Annotated in this window: 14 protein-coding genes; 8 read left to right on the forward strand and 6 right to left on the reverse strand. The window is 75.9% G+C overall.

Going from position 1 to position 20,897, the window contains the following annotated elements; genetic code table 11:
- Window positions 1-5: 5 nt before the first annotated feature.
- The 4 genes from OG624_RS39135 to OG624_RS39150 all read left to right on the forward strand — a co-directional run bounded on the left by OG624_RS39135 (window position 6) and on the right by OG624_RS39150 (window position 11,847).
- Complete coding sequence (locus tag OG624_RS39135) at window positions 6-4,907, forward strand: DNA-binding protein (RefSeq protein ID WP_442759692.1); 4,902 nt, start codon at window positions 6-8, stop codon at window positions 4,905-4,907.
- A 129-nt stretch (window positions 4,908-5,036) separates the two neighbouring features.
- A complete protein-coding gene (locus OG624_RS39140) occupies window positions 5,037-6,194 on the forward strand; it encodes an ATP-binding protein (protein WP_033216646.1) in 1,158 nt (385 codons plus the stop codon).
- Window positions 6,191-9,967 carry a DUF5682 family protein gene (locus tag OG624_RS39145; protein ID WP_371640579.1) on the forward strand — a complete coding sequence of 1,259 codons (3,777 nt, stop codon included), beginning with the start codon at window positions 6,191-6,193 and terminating at the stop codon, window positions 9,965-9,967. Before OG624_RS39140 ends, OG624_RS39145 begins: the two co-directional genes overlap by 4 nt.
- The gene (locus tag OG624_RS39150; protein ID WP_371640580.1) at window positions 9,964-11,847 is read left to right on the forward strand and encodes a hypothetical protein; all 1,884 of its coding nucleotides are present in this window, start codon (window positions 9,964-9,966) and stop codon (window positions 11,845-11,847) included. Before OG624_RS39145 ends, OG624_RS39150 begins: the two co-directional genes overlap by 4 nt.
- On the opposite strand, the gene OG624_RS39155 is transcribed toward OG624_RS39150, so the two are convergent.
- Complete coding sequence (locus tag OG624_RS39155; protein WP_371589603.1) at window positions 11,834-12,289, reverse strand: MarR family transcriptional regulator; 456 nt, start codon at window positions 12,287-12,289, stop codon at window positions 11,834-11,836. The genes OG624_RS39150 and OG624_RS39155 overlap by 14 nt on opposite strands.
- Window positions 12,290-12,402: 113 nt before the next feature.
- Between OG624_RS39155 and OG624_RS39160 the strand changes: the two genes are divergently transcribed.
- The gene (locus OG624_RS39160) at window positions 12,403-13,263 is read left to right on the forward strand and encodes an alpha/beta fold hydrolase (RefSeq protein WP_371640581.1); all 861 of its coding nucleotides are present in this window, start codon (window positions 12,403-12,405) and stop codon (window positions 13,261-13,263) included.
- Between the two features lie 30 nt (window positions 13,264-13,293).
- Here the strand turns inward: OG624_RS39160 and OG624_RS39165 are convergent, their stop codons facing one another.
- Window positions 13,294-13,779, reverse strand: coding sequence for an HAD domain-containing protein (locus tag OG624_RS39165; protein ID WP_371594371.1), 486 nt, complete (start codon window positions 13,777-13,779; stop codon window positions 13,294-13,296).
- 59 nt (window positions 13,780-13,838) lie between these two features.
- On the opposite strand from OG624_RS39165, the gene OG624_RS39170 reads away from it, so the two are divergent.
- Entirely contained in the window at window positions 13,839-14,585 is a 747-nt protein-coding gene (locus OG624_RS39170) for an MOSC domain-containing protein (protein ID WP_371640582.1), read from the forward strand.
- Between the two features lie 20 nt (window positions 14,586-14,605).
- Window positions 14,606-15,277, forward strand: a complete 672-nt coding sequence (locus tag OG624_RS39175; RefSeq protein ID WP_371640584.1) for a hypothetical protein — start codon at window positions 14,606-14,608, stop codon at window positions 15,275-15,277.
- Here OG624_RS39175 and OG624_RS39180 read toward each other — a convergent pair.
- Window positions 15,261-16,877 (reverse strand): carboxylesterase/lipase family protein, encoded by a 1,617-nt coding sequence (locus tag OG624_RS39180; protein WP_244290697.1) that lies wholly within the window; start codon window positions 16,875-16,877, stop codon window positions 15,261-15,263. The two genes, OG624_RS39175 and OG624_RS39180, sit on opposite strands and share 17 nt — an antisense overlap.
- Window positions 16,878-17,057: 180 nt before the next feature.
- Between OG624_RS39180 and OG624_RS39185 the strand changes: the two genes are divergently transcribed.
- A complete protein-coding gene (locus tag OG624_RS39185; RefSeq protein WP_051762943.1) occupies window positions 17,058-18,029 on the forward strand; it encodes a hypothetical protein in 972 nt (323 codons plus the stop codon).
- Between the two features lie 126 nt (window positions 18,030-18,155).
- Here the strand turns inward: OG624_RS39185 and OG624_RS39190 are convergent, their stop codons facing one another.
- Genes OG624_RS39190 through OG624_RS39200 form a run of 3 tightly spaced genes read right to left on the reverse strand, consistent with a single transcriptional unit; the run spans window position 18,156 to window position 20,835 of the window.
- Window positions 18,156-19,181: an NAD(P)/FAD-dependent oxidoreductase gene (locus OG624_RS39190; protein ID WP_033216660.1), complete on the reverse strand. Its 1,026-nt coding sequence runs from the start codon at window positions 19,179-19,181 to the stop codon at window positions 18,156-18,158.
- The gene (locus OG624_RS39195; protein WP_051762944.1) at window positions 19,178-19,768 is read right to left on the reverse strand and encodes an isoprenylcysteine carboxyl methyltransferase family protein; all 591 of its coding nucleotides are present in this window, start codon (window positions 19,766-19,768) and stop codon (window positions 19,178-19,180) included. Before OG624_RS39195 ends, OG624_RS39190 begins: the two co-directional genes overlap by 4 nt.
- Before the next feature lie 5 nt (window positions 19,769-19,773).
- On the reverse strand, window positions 19,774-20,835 hold the full coding sequence (locus tag OG624_RS39200; RefSeq protein ID WP_033216662.1) for a type III polyketide synthase: 1,062 nt from the start codon (window positions 20,833-20,835) through the stop codon (window positions 19,774-19,776).
- Between the last annotated feature and the right edge of the window lie 62 nt (window positions 20,836-20,897).

Consider the following 20,897-nt stretch of genomic DNA (forward strand, 5'->3'; position numbering starts at 1 on the left):
CCGAGATGAACAAGGCCGAACTGCTGCTCAAGTCCGGCGCCGTCCTGCCGCCCGGCACCACCGGCGCCGGCCCGGACGCCGTGGACCTGACTGCGCGCTCCTACCGCCACCCCGGCCTCGGCGACGACCGCGTCGTCGTCCGGCTCGCCCCCGCCGAACTGGGCGCCGCCGAGGACCTCGCCGCCGGATTCCTGGGACTCGTACGGGACGAGGGCGAGCCGCCCGTCGTCGGCCTGAGCCGACGCCAGGCACTCGGCTTCCCCGAATGGGTCCTCGTGCACCACCCCGAGGACGGCCACCACGCCCTCGCCGTCGTCCCCGAACTCGACCGGATCGCCCGGCAGGCCAAGACCAAGCCCAAGGCCGCCCTCGACGCCTGCCTCGAACTCGCCGGCCGTCTCGCCGTGTCCGTCCCGCACTTCCTGCCCCTCTTCCACGAGCAGGCCGCGCGCCTCTTCCTCGCCGTCGAGAACACCACCTACGCCGCCCAGCTGTTCGGCCGGGCCCGTGACGCCGAGGCCCAGTACGGGCTGACCGTCGACGAGGACCGCCTTGACGCCGTCTTCCTCGAATTCGCCCTCGTCGGCGCCCTGCCGGTGAAGGTGCTCACCGGCTACGGCAAGGCCCTGGCCGCCCGGGTCACCCCCGCCGAGGCCTACGAGCGCTTCCGCCGCCTGTGCGTACGCCGCACCGCCGGCGGGCTGGCGCCCTCCGCCCAGGCCGCCACCGAACTGCGCCGCCTCGCCCGCGCGGCGGGCCTGACCGGCACCGAACCCGAGCAGGACTACCTCGCCGAACTGCTGCCCCTGCCCGCCACCCTGCGCGCCGCGCTCGGCTGGTGGAAGGCCCACCGCGGCGCCCTCGTGGCGCTCGCCCGCCGCGTTCCCGCGATCCGCGGCACCCTCCTCGGACTGACCCCGCCCAGCGGCGACGGCGGCGACTTCACCGTCCTGTGGCTGGAGATCCTGGAGGAGTCCGGCGCCTCGGCCGGCCTCGCCGACGGGGAACTGCCCGCCGGGCAGCGCTGCGCCGACGGCACGGCCGGCTGGCTGGAGCGCTTCCACGCCGCCCGCCACGCCGGCTGGGGCCGCCGCCCCACGCTCCCGCTCCTCCTCGACCTCGTCGAGAACTGCGCCGACCGGCTGCGCACCGAACTCGCCGACCCCGGACGGGAAGCGGGCCTGCGGATCGGCGTCGAGGACGCCGACCTCCTCGACCTGCTGCTCGCCCTGGACGTCCCGGTCGTCGACCCCGAGGCCGGCGCCGAGGACCGGCGCCACCGGTACGACCACCTCAACCTGTCCGAGTGGGCCGGCGGCGACCGGCGCCGCGACCTGCTCGCCCTCGCCGCCGACCAGCGCTTCCACCCGGCCTTCCGCCGGGCACTGAGCAACCTGGGCGACGGCAGCGCCGACGTCGTCCGGGCCGTCGCCGCCTCGCCCGGTGGCCGCCCGCTGCTGGCCGAGTGGATGCGCGACGTCGCCCTCGCCTCCACCGCCGCCGGTCTGCCCGGAGTCCCCGACGCCATCGCGCGCCTGAGGTGGCTGCCCACCGAAGCCCTCGAACTCGCCCCCGAGGAAGTGGCCGCCGCCGCGGCCGCGGACCTCGCCGAAACCCTCGCCCGTACCCTGCGCGGCGGCCTCTTCGAGGAACTGGCCTGGCCCTCCTGGGAGGAGGCCCTCGACGAGCTGAGCCCCGGCCAGGGTCGGGACAACCTGACCGTGGTCGAGGCCTGGCCGTACCTCATCGTCGCCAACCAGACCCAGGTCCGGGTCATCGACGCCGAGTCCACCGTCCTCACGCACGACCTGCGCGTGCCCACCGGGAACTCGTACAACCACGGCTTCCACTACGTCGACGGCGAACTCCTCGTCTTCTGGTCCTCCTGGAACAGCAACGGGATCCAGGGCTACTGGCACCACTCGCCCGGCACCGTCCTGACCCTGGACACCGACCGCGGCCACTGGTCGCTGCGCAGCGACCAGATCTCCCTGCCGCGCCCCGGCGGCGGGCGCGTCACCGGCGGCGGCATCCTGCACCGCGGCGACACGAAGCTGCCGGACGAGCGCCCCTTGCTCTGCGACGGCACCTCGTACTGGGTGTGGCGGCGCCCCGACCAGCAGAGCGACAGCGGCTGGTTCGAGTACGACCCGGCCGGCGGCACCTACGGGCGCGGGTCCCTGCCCGCGTTCTTCGCCGACGCCCGGCGCGCCGACTCCGACGCCGGCATGCGCACCGGGCAGCACGCCTGGCTGCGGCCCACGCCCACCGTCCCCGGCTCGGTCCTCGGCGAGCCCGCCGACGGCCTGATCGGCTGGCGGACCGTACGCCGTCCCGGCAACGGCTGGGAGGGAACCGACACCGGCGGCCGCACGGTCGCCGTGCCCGAAGGGCACGACGCGCCCGTCGCCGCCCTCGTCTTCCCCGGCGACGACCGGCCCCGCGCGCTGTCCCAGAACTGGCGGGAGCTCAGCATCGGCGACCCGGACGGTGTGGTCACCGCCCGCTCGGGCGACGGCCACCGCCGCCGTTCCGCCTTCGGCACCGGCAGCGTGGACCTTCCGCCGCTGTCGCACTGGTACGCCCTACGCCCCCGCGACACCGAGGGTTCGGCCGTCCTGCGCGCCGCCGACCGGGAGACGGCGGCCTCGCTCCTCAAGGCCGCCGCCGCGGCCGACAAGGCCGCCGACCTGCCCGACCTGGTCGCAGCCGCCCTGCCGCGGATCACCGACCCCAAGATCATCGGCGGTATCGTCGAGGTCCTCCGCTTCACCCTCGCCCAGCAGAAGGACCTGGACGCGATCGCCGCCCGCCTGCACCCCGACACCACCCCCGTCGAGGAGCGCGAACAGGGTCCCGGCGACCGGCTGATCGTCGACGGGCTCAGCGGCCTCATCGGCTCCCGCTACTACCGCTGGAGCGGCGAGAGCGACGCCGTCCACTACACGCTGGGTCAACTCGACGCCGCCCGCACGCGGACCGACGACGCCCAGGTGCCCGGCCGGCTGCACTTCGACACGCCCGCGCTGCCGTACTGGTCCTTCCACTGGACCCCGCTGCTGGACCAGCCCGCAGCCGTCGCCTACCGCGCCGCCACCGTCGCGCCCACCGACGAGCAGCGGGAGGCGGTGCTCACCCTGCTCGCCGCCGTCGACGCCCTCGGCCTGGACTCCGCCGAAGGCTCCGCGGACCGCTGGCGCCGGGTCCTGCTCCGCCTCGACCGGCAGCACCTGCTCACCCCGGACGGCGAGCGCAACGTCCACCACCGCAGCCTGCTGCCGCTCGGCGGCGGAGCGGTCCTCGCCCTGAGCGAGCACAGCGAATCCGTGCCCGAGGGCCACGAGTTCGGTGCCCTGCTGTACGACCCCACCGGCCGGTTCACCGTGCCCGGCCCCTACACCGTGCGCGGCGACGCCCCGCTCGGCGACCGCGCACGCGGCGCCGGCTGGCTGAGCGCGTTCCTCGGCGCGGCCGCCGAGCACGGCCCCGTGCCCTTCCGCCCGGAAGCCGCGGAGGAGTTCGCCGAGCTCACCGGTGTCTCCGGCGCCCTCGCCCGCCTGGTGATCGCCGGACTCCCGGAGATCGACAGCAACGAACGCAACTTCCTGTCCCCGGAACTGCGCACCGCCCTCGGGGTCAAGGCCACCGAGGCCGCGTACGCCCGCGACGAGCTCAGGGGTCTCGACACCGAGCTGCGGCGGGCCGTCGTCGCGGCCCTGCTGCCCGCCGATCCGGCGAAGCTGTGGAGCGAGGGTCCCGACGTCGCCGCCGCCGCGGAACTCTGGAACGGGCGCGTGGGCCGCCGTACCCCCGTCCCCGACTGGCTGGCCGCGGAAGCCGCGCGCGCCGTCGGCGGCTCCTGGCCCGCGCACCGCGCCCTGGCCGCCCTGCTCGACCCGGCCGCCTCGTGCGAGCTCTCCGTCGACGTGCCGTGGACGGTGAAGGGCGACCACGTGGAACCCGCCGAGCCGGCCTCCGGCCTCTTCACCGCGTCCGTCCTGACCGGCACGGTGGCCATGGCGTCCTGGCTGGCCCACCGGCTGCCCGCGGGGGATTCCGTACGAGCGGCCCTGCCGCCCGTGCTGACCGCCGTACGGCAGCGGCTCGCCGCGCCCGAACTGCTCCTGGAGATCGGGCACTACACCAGCCTGCCCGACTTCCGGAAGGCGGCGGGCACCCCGACCGAGACCGGCGAGGGCTACGAGCGCTACGGCGCCGTCGTCATGGCCACCCACGACGACCAGCCCAAGCCCGCACTGCGACCGGCACTGCTGGACTCCACCGGCTCCGACCCGTACCTGCCGGTGCTGCGCGGCGACGACCAGCGGCCCTCCGCCGCCGAGGCGGCGCTGCGCACCACCCACGACCCGCGTTTCGCCGAGCTGCTCGCCGATCCCGGAGCCCCCGCGGCCGGCGCCGTGGCCGCGGACGGCACCTGGTGGCCGCAGGACCCGAGCCGCTCCGTCCCCGAGGTGGTGGCGGAGGCGAGCACCCGGTACGGGCTGGGCGCCGACGCGGCCACCCTCTACCTCATGCTGCTCACCATGCCCGACCCCACCGACCGCAACACCGCCCGGTGGACCGGCTGGAAGCCGGCCCGCCTCAAGGCCGCACGCGCCGAACTGGCCGCCACCGACCTGGTGGTGACCGCCGGCCGCAGCCGGGCCGGACGCTCGCTGTTCCTGCCCGGGGGGTGGGCCGAGATGTCCTCCCCGACGCTGCCGGTGGAGCAGTGGAAGCTCCCGATGTACGGCCTGGGCGCCGGTCATCGGCCCTGGCTGGGCGTCCTGGTGCCGCTCGAACCGGCCGCGGAGCTCTACCGCCGGGCCTGGCAGCGGATCCAGGACGGCGACCTGCCGCGCTTCGAGGAGCTCAAGGTGAAGCGCACCCGCGCCCGCCGCCGATGAGGTGAGGCCGCGAGGCGCACCCGCGCCCGCCGCCGAACCGGCCGCCCCCGTACCCCCGTCCGGCGCGGCGCACCTGCCCGCAGGTGCGCCGCGCCCCGGACCACCCCAGACACACCCCGGAGAACCCCGATGACCGTCACCGAAGAAACCGCCCCCGCCGCCCGGCAGGTGCTGCCCGCCGAGGAGCGCCACGCCGCCGAACTCGCCTTCCTCGCCGCCCAGGACCCCGGCCCCCGCCCGCCCGGCTGGGCCCTGACCCCGCGCGCCGTCGTCACCTTCGTCTGCGGCAGCGACGGAGCCGAACTGACCCTGCCCAAGCGCCGCGCCGGACTCCCCACCAAGCTGGCCATCGCCCCCAAGTTCGTCGGCGAACGCGCCCTCGTGGAGCGCTGCGTCGTCACCCTCGCCGGAGAGCGCGGCCTGCTCCTCACCGGCGAGCCCGGTACCGCCAAGTCGATGCTGTCCGAACTGCTGGCGGCCGCCGTCAGCGGCACCAGCGCCCTCACCGTCCAGGGCACGGCCGGCACCACCGAGGACGCCTTCCGCTACGGCTGGAACTACGCCCTGCTGCTCGCGCAAGGCCCCACCTCGCAGGCCCTGGTCGACTCGCCGGTGCTCTCCGCCATGCGCACCGGACGCGTCGTCCGCGTGGAGGAGATCACCCGCTGCCTGCCCGAGGTGCAGGACGCGCTCGTGTCGATCCTGTCCGACCGGCGGCTCAGCGTGCCCGAACTGACCGCGACCGAGGACGCGGTGGTCTCCGCGGCCCCCGGCTTCACCGTCATCGCCACCGCCAACCTGCGCGACCGCGGCGTCTCCGAGATGTCCGCCGCCCTCAAGCGCCGTTTCAACTTCGAGACCGTCGCCCCGATCGCCGACGCGGACGCCGAGGCCACCCTGATCCGCCGCCAGGCCGTGGCCGCCGTCCAGCGGGCCGGCGCCGCCTTCGGGGTCGACGACGCCGTGCTCGACGCGCTCGTCACCGTCTTCCGCGACCTGCGCTCCGGCCGCTCCGCCGAGGGCTGGGACGTGGAGCGCCCCGGCACGGTCATGTCCACCGCCGAAGCCGTCCAGGTGGCGGCCTCGCTCGGGGTCGCCGCCGCGTACCTGCCGGGCGGGGACGTACTGGACCTGCTGCCGGGACACCTGCTGGGCGTCGTACGCAAGGACGACCCGGCCGACCACGGACGGCTGCTGGGGTACTGGGACGGGCCGGTCCGCCGCCGCGCCGAGGACGGTTCGCCGATGTGGCGTCGCCTCTGGGACCTGCGCGGGAGCCTGCGTTGACGCACACCGATCCGCGCGCCGCGGTCGACGCCCTCGCCGCGGTCCGCGAGCCGTACCTCATCGGGGTACGCCACCACAGCCCCGCGCTGGCCGCGGTGGTACCGGCCCTGCTGGACGCCTCGGGGGCGGACGTGGTCTGCGTCGAGCTCCCGGCGGAGTTCCAGCCCTGGCTGGAGCACCTCGCCGACCCGGAGACCGTCGCCCCGGTCGCCCTCGCGGGCACGGGGGAGGACGGCCGTCTGGCGTTCTACCCGTTCGCGGACTTCTCCCCGGAGCTGGCCGCGATCCGCTGGGCCCGCCGGGCGGGCGCGTCCGTCATCTGCTGCGACCTCCCCCTGGCGGACCGAGGCTGGACCGAGCCGACCGGAGCCACGGACCGGGAACCCCGGACCCCGGACCCCGAGACGGCCACGGCCCCGAGCCCGGACTCGCTCGCGGAACCCGGTCCGTCCCCGGCCGCGGCCCCCGCAGGCGGGTCCTTCGCGAAGGCCCTGTCCGCCGCCGGTACGGGTCGCGACGGTGACGACCTGTGGGACCGGGCGGTCGAGGTCCTCGCACCGGGCTGCTCACCGGAAGCCGTACGGCGGGCGGCGCTCGGCGTCGGCTGGGCGCTGCGCGCGGACACGGACGCCGTACCGGCGACGGACCTGGCTCGTGAAGCGCACATGCGGCGCGTGATCGCGGGCGCCGTCGCCGCGGGCCACCGCGTGGCGGCGGTGATCGGGGCGTTCCACGCCCCGGTCCTTCCGGGTCGGGCCGCCGACGGCTCGCGGGCCGAACCCGGCGCCGGCTCCGCCGAAGGCTCACGTTCCGCCACTGCCTCGGACGCCGGCACGAGCGCCGGCACCGGCGCCGGCGCCGGCACCGGCGACGACGCGGGCACGGGCCTCGGGTCGAAGTCCGTCGTGCCGGGTCCGCGGGTCGGTGGCAGCGCCGCCGTCGGGGCGTCGGCAGCCGACACGGTTTCGGCCGTCACCTCCTTCGTGCCGTACTCCTTCGACCTGCTCGACTCCCGCTCCGGATACCCGGCCGGGATCCGGGACCCCCGCTGGCAGCAGGCCGTCCTCGAAGCCGGCGGCGACCCCGACCGGGTCCGTGAGGCCGCCTCCGTCGCCGTCACCGGGCTCTGCCGGGAACTGCGCCGCGCCGGGCACACCGCGGGCACCGGCGAGGCCGCCGAGACCCTGCGGCTCGCCTGCGACCTCGCCGCCCTGCGCGCGCTCCCCGCGCCCGGCCGCGGCGAGCTCCTCGAAGCCGTCACCACCGTCCTCGGCCAAGGCGAACCCCTCGGCCGGGGCCGGGCGCTGGCCCGCGCCCTGGAAGCCGTGCTCGTCGGCACCGCCCGCGGCCGGATCACCCCGCACGCCCCCCGCTCCGGCCTCGGCCCCTCCGTCGAGGCCGAACTCGCCGAGCTGCGGCTGCCGTCCCCCGAGGATCCCGCGCCCCGCGAGATCCGCCTCGACCCGCTCCGCTCCGCCCTGGACGGCCGCCGCGAGGTCCTGCTGCAACGGCTCCTCGTGTGCGGAGCCTCCTACGGGGAGCCCCTCACCGTCGCCGCCACCGGCGACGGCACCGCCCTCGGCACCAAGTGGCGGCTCTCCTGGACGCCTTCCGTCCCCGCCCGGCTGGATCTCGCCGGGGTGCGCGGAGTCACCGTCGCCCAAGCGGCCGCCGGCACCCTGCGCGACACCGCCCGCCGGGCCGCCGCCGAGGGCGGGCCGACCCCGGCGCAGATCCTCGCCGGACTGTCCGCCGCCGCACGGTGCGATCTGCCCGACCTGGTCGACGCACGCCTCCACGAGGCGGCCACCGCCCTGCCGCAGACCGCGACCCTGCCCGAACTCCTCGACGCCCTCGATCTCCTGGAGGCCCTCCACCGCGGCCACCTGCCCGGCACCTCCGACGCCTCCCGGGCGGCCGCCGTGGACCTCGCCGGCGACCTCCTCGAAGCGGCCGTGCGCGCTCTGCCCGGCCTCGCCGGGAGCGAGGACCCCGCCGACGCGGCCGCCCTCGTGGCCCTCGCCGACCGGGCCGCCGCCCACCACCTGGGCCTGCGCACGGACGACGCCCTCGCGGACCTGGCCGCCACCGCGTCCCCGCTGATGCAGGGCGCGGCCCTGGCCGTACGGGTCCTGCTCGACCTCGACCCGGCCGCCGAGCTGGGCGGCCGCGCCGCCGGATGGATCGACAGCGCGGGCACGGCCGACAGCCGGCGCGCCCTGACCCGACGGCTCGGCGGACTCCTCACCGCCGCCGGGCCGCTGCTTCAGTCCTCCCCGGCCGCGCTCACCCCGCTCCTCGACCGCGTCGAGCACCTCGCCGACCAGGACTTCCTCGACCGGCTCCCGGCCCTGCGCGGCGGCTTCGACGCCCTGTCGCCCGCCGCCCGCGACCGGCTGCTCCACACCGTCACCGAGCGGCTCGGCGACCGGATCGACCTCGCGCTCGACGCGTCACCCGCCCTGCTCGCCCTCTGGGCGGCGGCCGACGCGGCCGGACTCGCCGCCCTCAAGGCCCTTCCCCTGCACGGAACGCAGACGCAGACGCGGGAATCGACACCGGTTCCCGACCCGACGGCGGCCTCCGCCCCGGATGCGTCGGAAGCCCCGCCCGAGGGGGCCCCTGGGGCTTCCCGGGCCGACAGCCCGCGGATCGCCCCCGCCGACCGCTGGCGGCTCCTGCTCGGCCGCGAACGCGACCGGCTCCCGGCCGGCGCCAGCCGCTACGCCCACGCGCTGGACGAGCTGTACGGCGCCGGGCGCGGCGAAGGCGCCTCCGACCTCGACCTCGGCCAGGGCGGAGGCCAGGGAGGCGGCCAGGAGGCCTCCTTCCCCACCGCCCGGGAATGGTCGCAGGAACTGGAAGCGCTGTTCGGCGCCGACGTCCGGGAAGAAGTGCTGGCGGGAGCGGCCGAAGCGGGCCGCACCGACGTCCTCACCCAGCTCGATCCGGCGTCCGTACGGCCCTCGGTGGAACTGCTCAGTTCCGTCCTGTCCCTCGCGGGCGGACTGCCGGAGGCCCAACTCGCCCGCCTGCGCCCCCTGGTGCGCAGGCTCGTGGACGAACTCGCCAAGGAGCTCGCCACCCGCCTGCGCCCCGCCCTCTCCGGCCTCGCCACCCCGCGCCCCACCCGGCGGCCCGGCGGCAAGCTCGACCTGGCCCGCACCCTGCGCGCCAACCTCGCGCACACCCGGCGCCGGGCCGACGGCACCGTGGTCGTCGTTCCCGAGCGTCCCGTCTTCAGCACCCGGGCGAGCCGCGAGGCCGACTGGCGGCTGATCCTGGTCGTCGACGTCTCCGGCTCCATGGAGGCGTCCGTCATCTGGTCGGCGCTGACCGCGGCGGTGCTGGGCGGCGTACCGACCCTGTCCACCCACTTCCTCGCCTTCTCCACCCAGGTCGTCGACCTCACCGACCGGGTCGAGGACCCGCTCTCCCTGCTGCTGGAGGTCCGGGTCGGCGGCGGCACGCACATCGCCGCCGGCCTCGCGCACGCCCGCTCCCTGATCACCGTCCCGAGCCGCACCCTCGTCGTCGTGGTCAGCGACTTCGAGGAGGGCGCGCCGATCGGCGGGCTCCTCGGCGAGGTCCGCGCGCTGGCCGCCTCCGGCGCCCACCTGCTGGGCTGCGCCGCGCTCGACGACGAGGGGACGCCCCGCTACTCGGTCCCGGTCGCGCGGCAACTCGTGGCGGCCGGTATGCCCGTGGCCGCCCTCAGTCCCCTCGCCCTCGCCCGCTGGGTGGGCGACCGCCTCCGTGGAGAGTCCCGTTGAGCACCGAACTGCCACCCGTAGCACCCGAGGTGCTCGCCGAAGCCGTAGAGAACCTCACCGCCCGCCTGCGCAAGAAGCTGGACGCCGCCACCGAGGGCTGCGCGGCGGGCGCCGTCCTCGAGGCCGACGGCACCGTCACCCTCCGCTTCGGCGAGGACGCCCTCGTCACCCTGCGCCCCGGTCCGGCGGGCACGATCACCACGGCGGACCAGGCCACGTGCAGCTGCCTGTTGGCACCCCGCTGCCTGCACCGGGCCGCCGCCCTGGGCGCGGCCCCGCTCGCGGACACCCCGCCGGAGCCGGCAGCGGAGCCGGAGCCGGGCCCGGCGGGCGATCCCACCGCTGCAGCCGCCGATCCCACCGGATCCACGGAACCCGCCGCGTCCGCCGCGCCGGCCGGGCCCGTCGGGGCCACCGTGCCGGCGACGCCGGCCCTCACCGCAGCCCAGCTGCGCGCCGCCGGCGCCCTGTGGCACGTGGCCGCCGAAGCCCTCGCCGCCGGGGTCACCGCCGGGGGAGCGGTGGTCCAGGCCGAGCTGCTGCGCGCCGCCCACACCGCCCGCCTCGCCGGGCTGATCCGGGCCGAAGCGGCCGCCCTCAGGGTCGTACGGGGCCTCCGGGCCGCCCGCGAACACCGGGCCGGCCAGCGGCTCGGTGACCTCACCGATGCCTTCCGGGAGTTGCTCCACACCGCCGGACTGCTGGCTGCCGGATCCGCCGACCCCGCACTCACCGGCACCGCCCGCCGCGCATACGCGCCGGGCGGCAGCCTCCAGGTGCACGGCCTGTGCAGGGAACCCGTGCTCTCCGCCACCGGATACGGCGGAGTGGTCACCCACCTGCTGGCCGCGGACGGCACTCCCTACTCGGTCTCCGACGTCCGCCCCGGCGGCCTGGCCCGCGCCCGCGGCGCCGGTTCCGCCTCCGTCGCCCTCGGCGGCGCCACCCTCGACCACGCCGGCCTCGCCCGCGGTGGCCTGCGTATCGTCGGCGCCACCGTCTCCGCGGAAGGCCGGCTCGGCGCCGGACGCGGGGTCAGGGCCACCCCACTGCCGGGCAGCGCCTGGACCGAACAGCCCGCCGCGCGGCTCTTCGCCCGACCGGCCGCCGAGGCCGTCGCCGCGTTGCTCGCCGACCCGGACGCGGCCGAGTCCGTGCTGCTCGGCTGCGACGTCACGGTCGTCGGCGCGGTCGGAGAGCACCTCCTGGTCCGCGAGACGCGCCCGGACGCGCCCCTGCTGCGGCTGCTGCCCGCGCATCCGCACCCGGAGTTGGCGCACACGGAGAACCTGCGCCGCATCGCCTCGTACCCGGGGCTCCAGCTGCGCGTCCTCGGCCGCCCCGACCTGGACCGCACCGCCACGCTGCGCCCCGTGGCCGTCGGCCCGGTGCCGGGCGCGGAGCACACGCTGCGGCTGCCCGAGGAGTGGCTGGGCCGGGCCGACCTCGGCTACGACCGCCTCCAGGGCGCGCACTTCCCGCAGGGAGCCGCAGCCCCCGTACCGCTCCCGGCGGCCGAGGGCCCGGACCCGCTGGCCGACTCCCCGCTGTGGCGGGTGCGTCGCCTGCTGGAGACCGGGGTCGCCGGTGGCCGCCGCGCCGTCGCCGAGGCCGCGCGCGGTACGGAGTCCCTGGCCGGGGCCTCGTACGCTCCGCTGCGCCGGGCGGGACTCACCGCGGCGGCGGAGCTGGCCGCCGCACTGGCCGCCGAGGCCGACCGCCGCCCGCGTGACGTCTTCGGCCGGCTGGCCGACCCCTCGCCCGACGGTTACGCCTGGGCCTGGCTCGCCGCGGCGACCCACCTGGCGGCGGCGGAACGCTGTTTGATCGCCGCGTCCTGGGCGGCGAGCCCGAGCGCCGTCCCGGTCAGCGGGCGGTGATCGACGGGGTCAGCCTGCGGGCCAGGAGGTCCAGGGCCGCCGTGACCTCACGGACGGTGTCCGGGGTCGGGGCGGTTCCGTCGGGGCCGGTCAGCGCCGCCGCGAGCGCCTCGTCGATGGTGGTGGCGCGGACCTCGGTGACCCGTGCGGAGGGTTCGGCGGCGGGACGGATGAGTCGGCGGCGCCGGTCGGCGGGGTCGGGCTCCGTGTCGACGGAGCCCGCCTGCTCCAACCGGGCGACGGCTGTGGAGACCTGACTCTGCGGGAGGCCCGTCCGTGCGGCGATCTCACCGACCGTGGTCCCAGGGTGGGAGACCACGTCGCCGAGGACGACGACCACCGAGCGGACCGAACCCGCCGGGCCCGACTTCGGCCGGGGCATCGCCTGTTCGCCGATCTTCATGAGAGTGCGCCCCAGGAGGAACGCTTCGACTCCGTTCATGAGCAGCAGAGTACATCTGAATAGATGCATCCATCTTGATGCATCTATTCAGATGGATTACTGTCGTGTCGTCAGCCGGAGATACCGCTGACACGTCAGCAGGGGGACCCGCCATGCCCACGACCGCCGCCGCAGCCGCCATCGCCTTCCGCACCCTCGCCGTCCCGGGTGCCACCCTGCACTTCCAGGTCGCCGGGCGCGGCCCCGTCCTCCTCCTCTCCCAGAGCGGCGAGGGCGACGCGGACCGCACGGTCGACCTCGTCCCGCACCTGACCGACACCTTCACGGTCGTCACCTACGATCGCCGCGGCCTGTCGCGCAGCACCCTCGACGACCCCACCCGGCCCGTCACCATGGCCGATCACGCGGACGACGTCGCCCGCCTGCTGGGAGAGGTCACCGACGGACCGGCGCTGATGGCCGGGTTCAGCATGGGAGCCGCGATCGGTCTGCGGACCGTGGCCCGCCACCCCGGCCTGCTGAGCACCCTGATCGCACACGAGCCCGTGATGCCGAACCTGCTGGCCGAGGCGGACCGCGCGGAGCACCTGGCCGAACTGGCGGCCATCCAGAACGCCTACGCCGCCGGGGGCCTGCCGGCGGCGTTCCCGGCGATCGCCCGGCACCTCGGCATCGACCCGACCCACGACGAGACCGAGGGCGACCTCACCCCCCAGCCCCTGACCCCGCGCCGCCAGGCCAACTTCGGCTTCTTCATCGGTACGGAGTTCACGGCCGTCACCTCGGACGACCTGGACCCGACGGAGCCGGTACGGGCCGCCGTGCGCGCCGGTACGCGGATCATCGCGGCGACGGGCCGGACCACCCGGCCGACGGTCCACACCTACCGCTGCGCGCTGGCGCTGGCGGCCCGCCTGGGCACGGAGCCGGTGGAGTTCCCCGGCGGCCACAACGGGAACACCGCGTTTCCGCGCGCGACGGCGCGCACCCTGAAGACCCTTCTCGCCAGGTGATCCCACGGCGCGGCGGGCGGAGCCCGGCGGCTACCCCGTGCGCAGCCAGGCCCGCAGCACGCCGAGGTCGGCCTCGGTCAGGCCCTGTCCCGGATCGACCCGGTGCAGGAGCGCACGGCCGGGATGACGGGCGGCCACGTGGTCCCGGTCGGCGTCGGTGATCTCGTCGTCGACCCAGATGAAGGACCGCCCGGCGGCGTGGTCGAGGAGCGCGGGGGTCTTCCAGTGGATCCCGCCCCGCCCGTCCTCGTCGGACGGCTCCGGCCAGACCACGACGGGCAGCTCCGGCAGGCCGAGCCGGGGTGCGACGCACTCGTTGGCCTCCGCCATCCAGGTCGTGGCCCACACCAGCTCGCACGGCAGCGCCGCCAGCCTGGGGCCGAGCGTCGGATCGACCCGGGCGAGCAGCGGATCGGCCTCGCCCTCGCGGGCCGCGGGGTACGGTCCGGCCCCGAAGGGGATGAGGGGTCCGTCGACATCGAGGTAGAGCAGCACGGGGGTGGTGGAACCGGTCATGAGGCCACCGTAGTCCTCCTCATCGGGGTTAATGATCTTGGTGGAGGGGCGTCGGAGCGGTGGCTGACAACGTGGGCGTGATCGAGCGGTTGTGGCGGTACCCGATCAAGTCGACCGGTGGTGAGCGCCTGCGGAGCGTGGCCGTCGACGAGCGGGGCCTGGTGGGCGACCGGCTGTACGCCGTGCGTGACGGGGAAGGCAGGTTCGGCTCGGGCAAGAACACCCGGCGCTTCCGGCGGATGGACGGCCTGCTCCAGCTGAGCTCCCGCTACCCGCGCGGCACTGCGGAGCAGGGTCCTCCGGAGCTCCTCGACCCGCACGGGCACGTGGTGGCCGACCCCACGGCATACCTGCGCGGCCACCTCGGCCGTCCCGATGTGGAGCTCGCCCGCGAGGGGGAGATCTCGCACTTCGACCAACTGCCTCTCAGCGTCCTCACGACCGCCACCCTCGATCGGATCCGCCGCGCGGTACCGGGCGTTCCGGTCGACGAGCGCCGCTTCCGCCCGAACATCCTCGTGCGTACCCCGCCCGGCACCCCGGCCTTCGTCGAGGACGAGTGGATCGGGCGCGAGGCCACGGTGGGGGACACCCTCCGCATCGCGTTCCTGCGCTCCAGCGAGCGGTGCGTGATGACCAACCAGGCCCAGCGGGACCTGCCGCACTCGTCGCTGATCCTGCGGACGATCGCCCGGACTCACGACAACCCGCTCGACGCACTCGCCAGGGTCGTGATCCCGGGAACGGCCCGCGTCGGGGACCGCCTCGTGCTCGATGGAACCCGTGCCGCCGCGATCGCCTCTTGATGGCCGAAGGGGGGACGGCCATGACGAAGACAGCGGTGTCCGTGACCGGGCGGCTGGTGGTGGCGGGGCTCCTGTGCGCCGCTCTGGCGGCGTGCGGGACCACGCGGGCGGGGGAGGTCGCGGCGCCCGCCGACGTGCGCACACTCGCCTCGGCCGAGTGCGATCTCGACGTGCCGACGGAGGAGGAGACGGGCGGGTACGCGGGTCCCCCGACGGATCAGGAGACCGGTGGGTACGCGGGTCCCCCGACCGATCAGGAGACGGGCGGGTACGCGGGTCCGCCGACGGACCAGGAGACGGGCGGGTACGCCGGCCCGCCCACCGATCAGGAGACCGGTGCCGATGCGGGCCCGCCGACCGACGGGGAGATGGGCAACGGCGGTGGCCCCTGCGGTCCGGCGGACTGGTTCGACATGACCCGCGACTTCACCGCCTACCACCACAAGCACGAGGCCGACGACGGGTACGTGGACTCCGTGGTGATCAAGGAGGTCCGCGTCCGCAAGGTCCGCACGGTCGGCGAGGCGCGGATCACCTTCACCACCCGGGAAGTGGGCAAGGGTCGAGGCGACGCCGCCCGCAGCATCGCCGCGGTGTTCGCCGCCTGGCGGCACGAGCTCTACGGGGACACGGGCACGGTGACGCTCGAGACCTCCACGGGTCCGCAACTGAACATCACCGAGCGCTGGTGACCCCGGGCCACCGCGCGTCCCAGAGCGCGCAGTGGTGCTCCCCCCGCGCGTCCACCGCGCGGATCCCGCCCGCCCCCGGCGCCAGCGACAGCACCGAGGCAGAGGTCCGCCCGCCGGGCCAGCGGGGCGCTCCCGGCGCCGCCGGAACGCCCGTGCGGGCGAACTCGGTCCAGTAGTCGGCCATCCGGTCCGCGAGCCCGCGCTGCGGTGCGGTCAGCGGCGCGATCGTGAACAGGTAGGGCAGTTCGAAGCCGTGCGTCGCGCCGAACGGCAGGTCCGGCGGCACCGGCAGACCCGTGAAATCGGGAGCGCCCCGGTCGCTGAACCGGTACGCGTACACCGGCACGTACCGGCCCAGCGCCGCGCCGTCCCGCAGCGTCGGGCAGGCGAACGAGGCGTCGGTCAGTACGGTGGCCCACGCCACCGCCGGGCTCGCGAAGGCGGACACCGGATAGGCGGCCTCCACGGCGCGGGCGGTCGGCAGGTCGAAGGACCGCTCCAGCCGGGCCCGGTAGGCGGCCGGGTCGGGGATCGGATAGCCGGCCAGGGTCTGCGCGAGGAAGAGGCGCATCTCGTCCTGGTTGAAGCCCTGGACCACCGGTACCCGGTGGAACCGCCCGGCCTCCAGCGCCCGCCGCGGCTCCAGCGGCAGCACGCTGTTGCCGTAGGAGACCAGCGAGAAGCGCTGCATCAGTTCGGAGGTCGCCAGGGCCCCGGTGTCCAGTCGGCGCAGGCAGTCCAGCACCCCGCCGGGCCGGTCGCAGCCGAGTCGGGCCGCCGCCAGGGCGCCGTCCGCGACCGTACGCGCCTCCGGTACGAAGGGCTCGTACGTGCCGAGGCCGGGCAGCAGGGACCACGGCGGCGCCGTGGTCGAGCACGAGCCGCTCTGCACGATCGCCCGGTCGAACAGGCCCGCCGACGCGGGGGAGGCGAGGTGCGCGCAGACGCTGAGGGCCCCCGCCGACTCGCCGAACACGGTGACGTTGTCCGGGTCCCCGCCGAAGCGCGCCGCGTTCGCCCGTACCCAGCGCAGCGCCGCCCGCTGGTCCGCGAGGGCGAAATCGGGCGCCCCGCCGAGCTCCGGATGGCCGAACAGCCCGAAGACGCCCAGCCGGTAGTTCACAGTCACGACCATCACGCCGCCCTGCCCGGCGAGCCGCTCGGGCCGGTACGCGTCCCCCGCACCGCTGAAGAAGCCGCCGCCGTGGAACCACACCATCACGGGCCGACCCCGGCCCTCGTCGGCGGTGGCCCGGCCCGCCGGAGCGGTGACGTTGAGGTACAGGCAGTCCTCCGAGCCGGTCGGCCCGCCCGGCCCGACGGCCGGCGGCTGCACGCAGCGGGAACCGGGCGTCCCGGCATCCCGTACGCCCTGCCAGCGCGACGCCGCCTCCGGCAGCCGCCAGCGCAGCGGTCCGGTCGGGGGAGCGGCGAAGGGGATCCCCTCGAAGGTGTCGTACGCGCCGTGCCCGAGCCCCCGAACCGGCCCCCGATCGGTGTCCACGACGGGCCGGTCCGGACCGGGCGCGGCGCCCAGCAGCAGCAACACGACGGGGAGCAGCAGGGCCCATCGGCGACTGAACCGGCGGAAGTCGGTCACGGCCGACGCCCTTTCCCCCTCGGGCCCGGGCCGGGGCCCGGGTGGGGACCCCCGTTTGCCCGCCCCGAATGGCGCAGTGAGCGGAAGTGGCACTCAATGTAACAAAGCGTGCGCTTCCCATGACGCACGATGACCGGCGCGCGATTGCGTAGACCCGCGCGTCGGCGAACGGAGCTTTCCATGAATGACCCCATCACCCTCGCGGCGAAACAGCACGAAGACCGCCACGGGACCCCCGACCCCATCGCACCGGACGAGCCGACCACGCCGCCCATGCGGACCCTGCTGGAAACGGCGGCCACCTGCCGTCCGGTCGAGGAGGTCACCGCACTCGTGAGCCTTCTCAAGGAGGGCGGCCCGCTGCCCGACGCCGGGCACGACGCACTGCGCACGGCCGCCGTGACCCGACCGGTGCAGGACGTACGACGGATGGTCGCCCTGCTGGGCGAGTCGCCGCACGAGGTCGCCGAGGCGGACCTCACGCTGCGCGCCGCCGCCGTCGGACGGTCCATCGAGGACGTCGCCCTGCTGGTGACCATCCTCGGCAAGGAGGACGCGGCGGAGACGGAGCGTCGGGGCCGCGCCGGGCCCGCCGGTCCGGCCGCGCCGGACGCCGCCCCGCCCGGCCCGCTCCCGGAGCCCTCCGCTCAGCCCGCGCAGGAGCGGCACGAGGCACCGTACGAACCGCGCCACCCGGAGCTGTACGACGCCCCGTACCAGGCGCCGCCCCGGCGCACCGCTCCCGCCGACCCGCCCGCCGCCTCCCGCGACCGGGCGCTGCGGCGCGTCCTGCGCTGGCCCGTCGCGATCACCCTGCTGGTCAGCGGCGCCCTGCACCTGCCGAACGACCTGACCGCCCTGCCGTTCGCGGCCGCCGTCGACTACCTGCCCCTCCTCGTCACCGTGCTCTGCCTGGTGAGCGGCGCGCTGGTGGCGCTCCGGGACACCACGGCGGTGTGGCGGGCGGGCGCGGCCACCGCGCTCGGCGTGGTCGCCCTGCACGTGCTGGGCGGGTCGCTGCGGTACGACCCGCTGGCGGGCGCGGTGGGCGGCGCCCTGGCCGGGGCCGGAGTCGCCGTCGTGCTGTGCGCGGCGGTGGGTGCGGTCCTCGCCGGTCTGGCCCTGAGGAACCGCCGGGAGCCCACGGCCTGACCGGCCCACGGCCCGGCCCCTCGGCTCCACCGGAACGGCACCCCGCGCCTCGTGCGCGGGGTGCCGTTCCGTTCGGGGTCGGGCGTGGCCGTCCGGGTCGGGCACGGCCCGACTCGACCCGCGCGGTCACGCGAGCAGGTTCACCGCACGGGTGAACACCCGCGGCAGCCGAGCGGCCAGCGGGACGATCCGTGGCGCGAGGCGCGGCCGGTGACGGGCCCACAGCAGGGACGCGGTGAGCGCCCGGTAGCTGCGCGACAGGTCCCGCCAGGCCTGTTCGTAGGCCTGCGGACGCCCCGCCCGCACGCACCGCACCAGCTCGCCCGCGGCCGTCACGGCCAGGGTGAGCCCCTCACCGGTCAGTGCGTCCACGTACCCGGCCGCGTCCCCCACGAACAGCACGCGCCCCGCCACCCGTACGCGGGCCCCCTGGCGCAGCGGCCCGGCCCCGCGCACCGGCGTACCCGCCGCCGCGGCCAGCCGCTCCGACAGCACCGGGAAGCGGGCGAGTTGTACGTCGAACGGGGCCTGATCGGAGGTCAGCACGGCCACGCCGATCCGGTCGGGCCCCAGCGGCGTGACATAGGCCTCGCACCGCTGCGCCCAGTGCACCTCGACGAGGTCGCTCCACGGCGGGACGGCGTAGTGGCGACGCAGTCCGTAGCGGGCCGGGCCGTGGGGCGAGCGCGGCGCCGACAGGCCGAGCCCGCGCCGGACGGGCGAGTGCAGGCCGTCCGCGGCAACCAGGTAGCGGGCGGTGAGCCCGGCCGCGGCGACCTGGTCGACGTCCTGGCGCACCTGGTCGACGCGCCCGGGGAGCACCCGTACCCCGAGCTGCGCGGCGCGTTCGGCCAGCGCGGCCTGGAGGTCCGTGCGCCGGGCGCCGAGACCCGGCCCGGACCGGAACAGCCCCTCGGCCGCGCGGCCGCTCACGCCGTCGACGTAGCGGATGCCGTGGAACGGCTGCCCGCCGACGGCGACGCCGAGCTCCCGGAGGTGGCGTACACCTCCCGGCATCAGCCCCTCCCCGCAGGCCTTGTCGATGGGGGTGGGCCTCGGCTCCACGACCACCACCTCGAGGCCGGCGAGCACGCCGTGGATGGCGGTGGCCAGTCCGGCCGGGCCGCCGCCCGCGATCAGCAGGTCGATCACGAGGCGGCGCCGGCCGAGGGGACGGAGGCGGGCGCCCGCAGCCGGCCGCCGTCGGTGAGGGCGGCGTCCTCGCAGTCGATCCGTACGCGCAGCAGCAGAAGATTGAGCACGGTGAAGCCGAGCGCCGTCATCCAGGCGGTGTGCACCAGCGGTAGCGCGACGCCTTCCGCCACCACCGCCACGTAGTTGGGGTGGCGCAGCAGCCGGTACGGTCCCCTCTCCACCAGCGGCAGTCCGGGAACGACGAGCACCCGCGTGTTCCAGCGCTTCCCGAGGGTGGCGATGCACCACCACCGAAGGCCCTGGGCGGCGAGCGCGACGGCGAGGGCCGACCAGCCGAGCAGGGGGACGAACGGCCGCCCGGCCGCCCAGGGTTCCACCACGCAGCCCACGAGCAGCGCGGTGTGCAGGGCGACCATGGCCGGGTAGTGGCCGCGGCCGTACTCGCGGCCGCCGCGGGCCAGGCTCCACGCCGTGTGGCGGCGGGCCGTGATCAGCTCGGCGAGCCGCTCGGCGGCGACCAGGCCGATGAGCAGCAGGTACGGGGTCAGGGAGGCGGGGACGGTCAGGGCGGGGATCGAGATCATCGGGGTCACCAGCGCAGGAGGACGAGTTCGGACGCGAAGCCGGGACCGAAGGCGAGCATCAGCCCGACCGATCCGGGCGGGGGCGGTCCCGCGCTCTGGACGCCGTCCAGGATGTGCAGGACCGAGGCGGAGGAGAGGTTGCCCACGGCCGCGAGCGAGCGCCGGCTGGCGGCGAACGCCGAATCCGGCAGCGCGAGGGCGTCCGAGAGGGTGTCGAGGATCTTCGGTCCGCCGGGATGGCAGATCCAGGCGTCGACGTCCGCGGGCTTGAGGTCGTGCGCGGCGAGGAAGGACTCGACCTCCTCGGCCACGTGCAGCCGGACCAGGTCCGGCAGTTCGCGGCCCAGCACCATACGCATGCCCCAGTGGCCGATGTCCCAGCCGAGGAGGTGCTCGGTGCCCGGGTAGAGGCGACTGCGGGCGGCCACCACCTCGGGCCCGACGCCGGTGGCGTGCAGAGGGTGGTCACGTCCCACCGCCACCAGCGCCCCCGCGCCGTCGCCGAACAGGGCTCCGGCCACCAGGTTCGCCATCGAGGTGTCGGTGGACTGGAGGGTGAGCGAGCACAGCTCGGTGGACAGCAGGACCGCCGCGTGGCCGGAACGGCCCGTCAGATGGTCGTGGACATGGCCCACTCCGGCGGCGCCGGCCGCGCAACCGAGGCCGAAGAGCGGCACCCGCCGTACGTCGGGACGCAGGCCCGCGCGGGCGGCGAGACGGGCCTCCAACGAGGGCGTCGCGAGCCCGGTCACCGTGGTCGACATGACCAGGTCGACCTCCCCGGCCGCCAGGCCGGCGTCGCGGAGGGCGAGTTCGAGTACCTGGGCGCCGAGATCCAGGGCCGTCTCGATGAAGAGGGCGTTCGTCGCGCCGAAGTCGTTCCCCGGACCGTACCGCTCCAGCGGCAGCGCGAGATGTCGGCCGTCCACGCGCACCGAGCCGTGGATACGGCGCAGCAGGGCGGTGTCGGAGCCCGGAGGCAGGAAGCGGGCGAGCGCCTCCGTGATCTCGGACTGGGGGTGGCGATGAGGCGGGAACACGCTGCGCACTGCCAGAACACGTGTCATTCGGTCACCATAGAAAACAACTGACACATCATTATGAATCAGGCGAACCGGGCGCGGCGCCG

Origin of the sequence: Streptomyces virginiae (assembly GCF_041432505.1) — a bacterium.
GTDB lineage: Bacteria > Actinomycetota > Actinomycetes > Streptomycetales > Streptomycetaceae > Streptomyces > Streptomyces virginiae_A.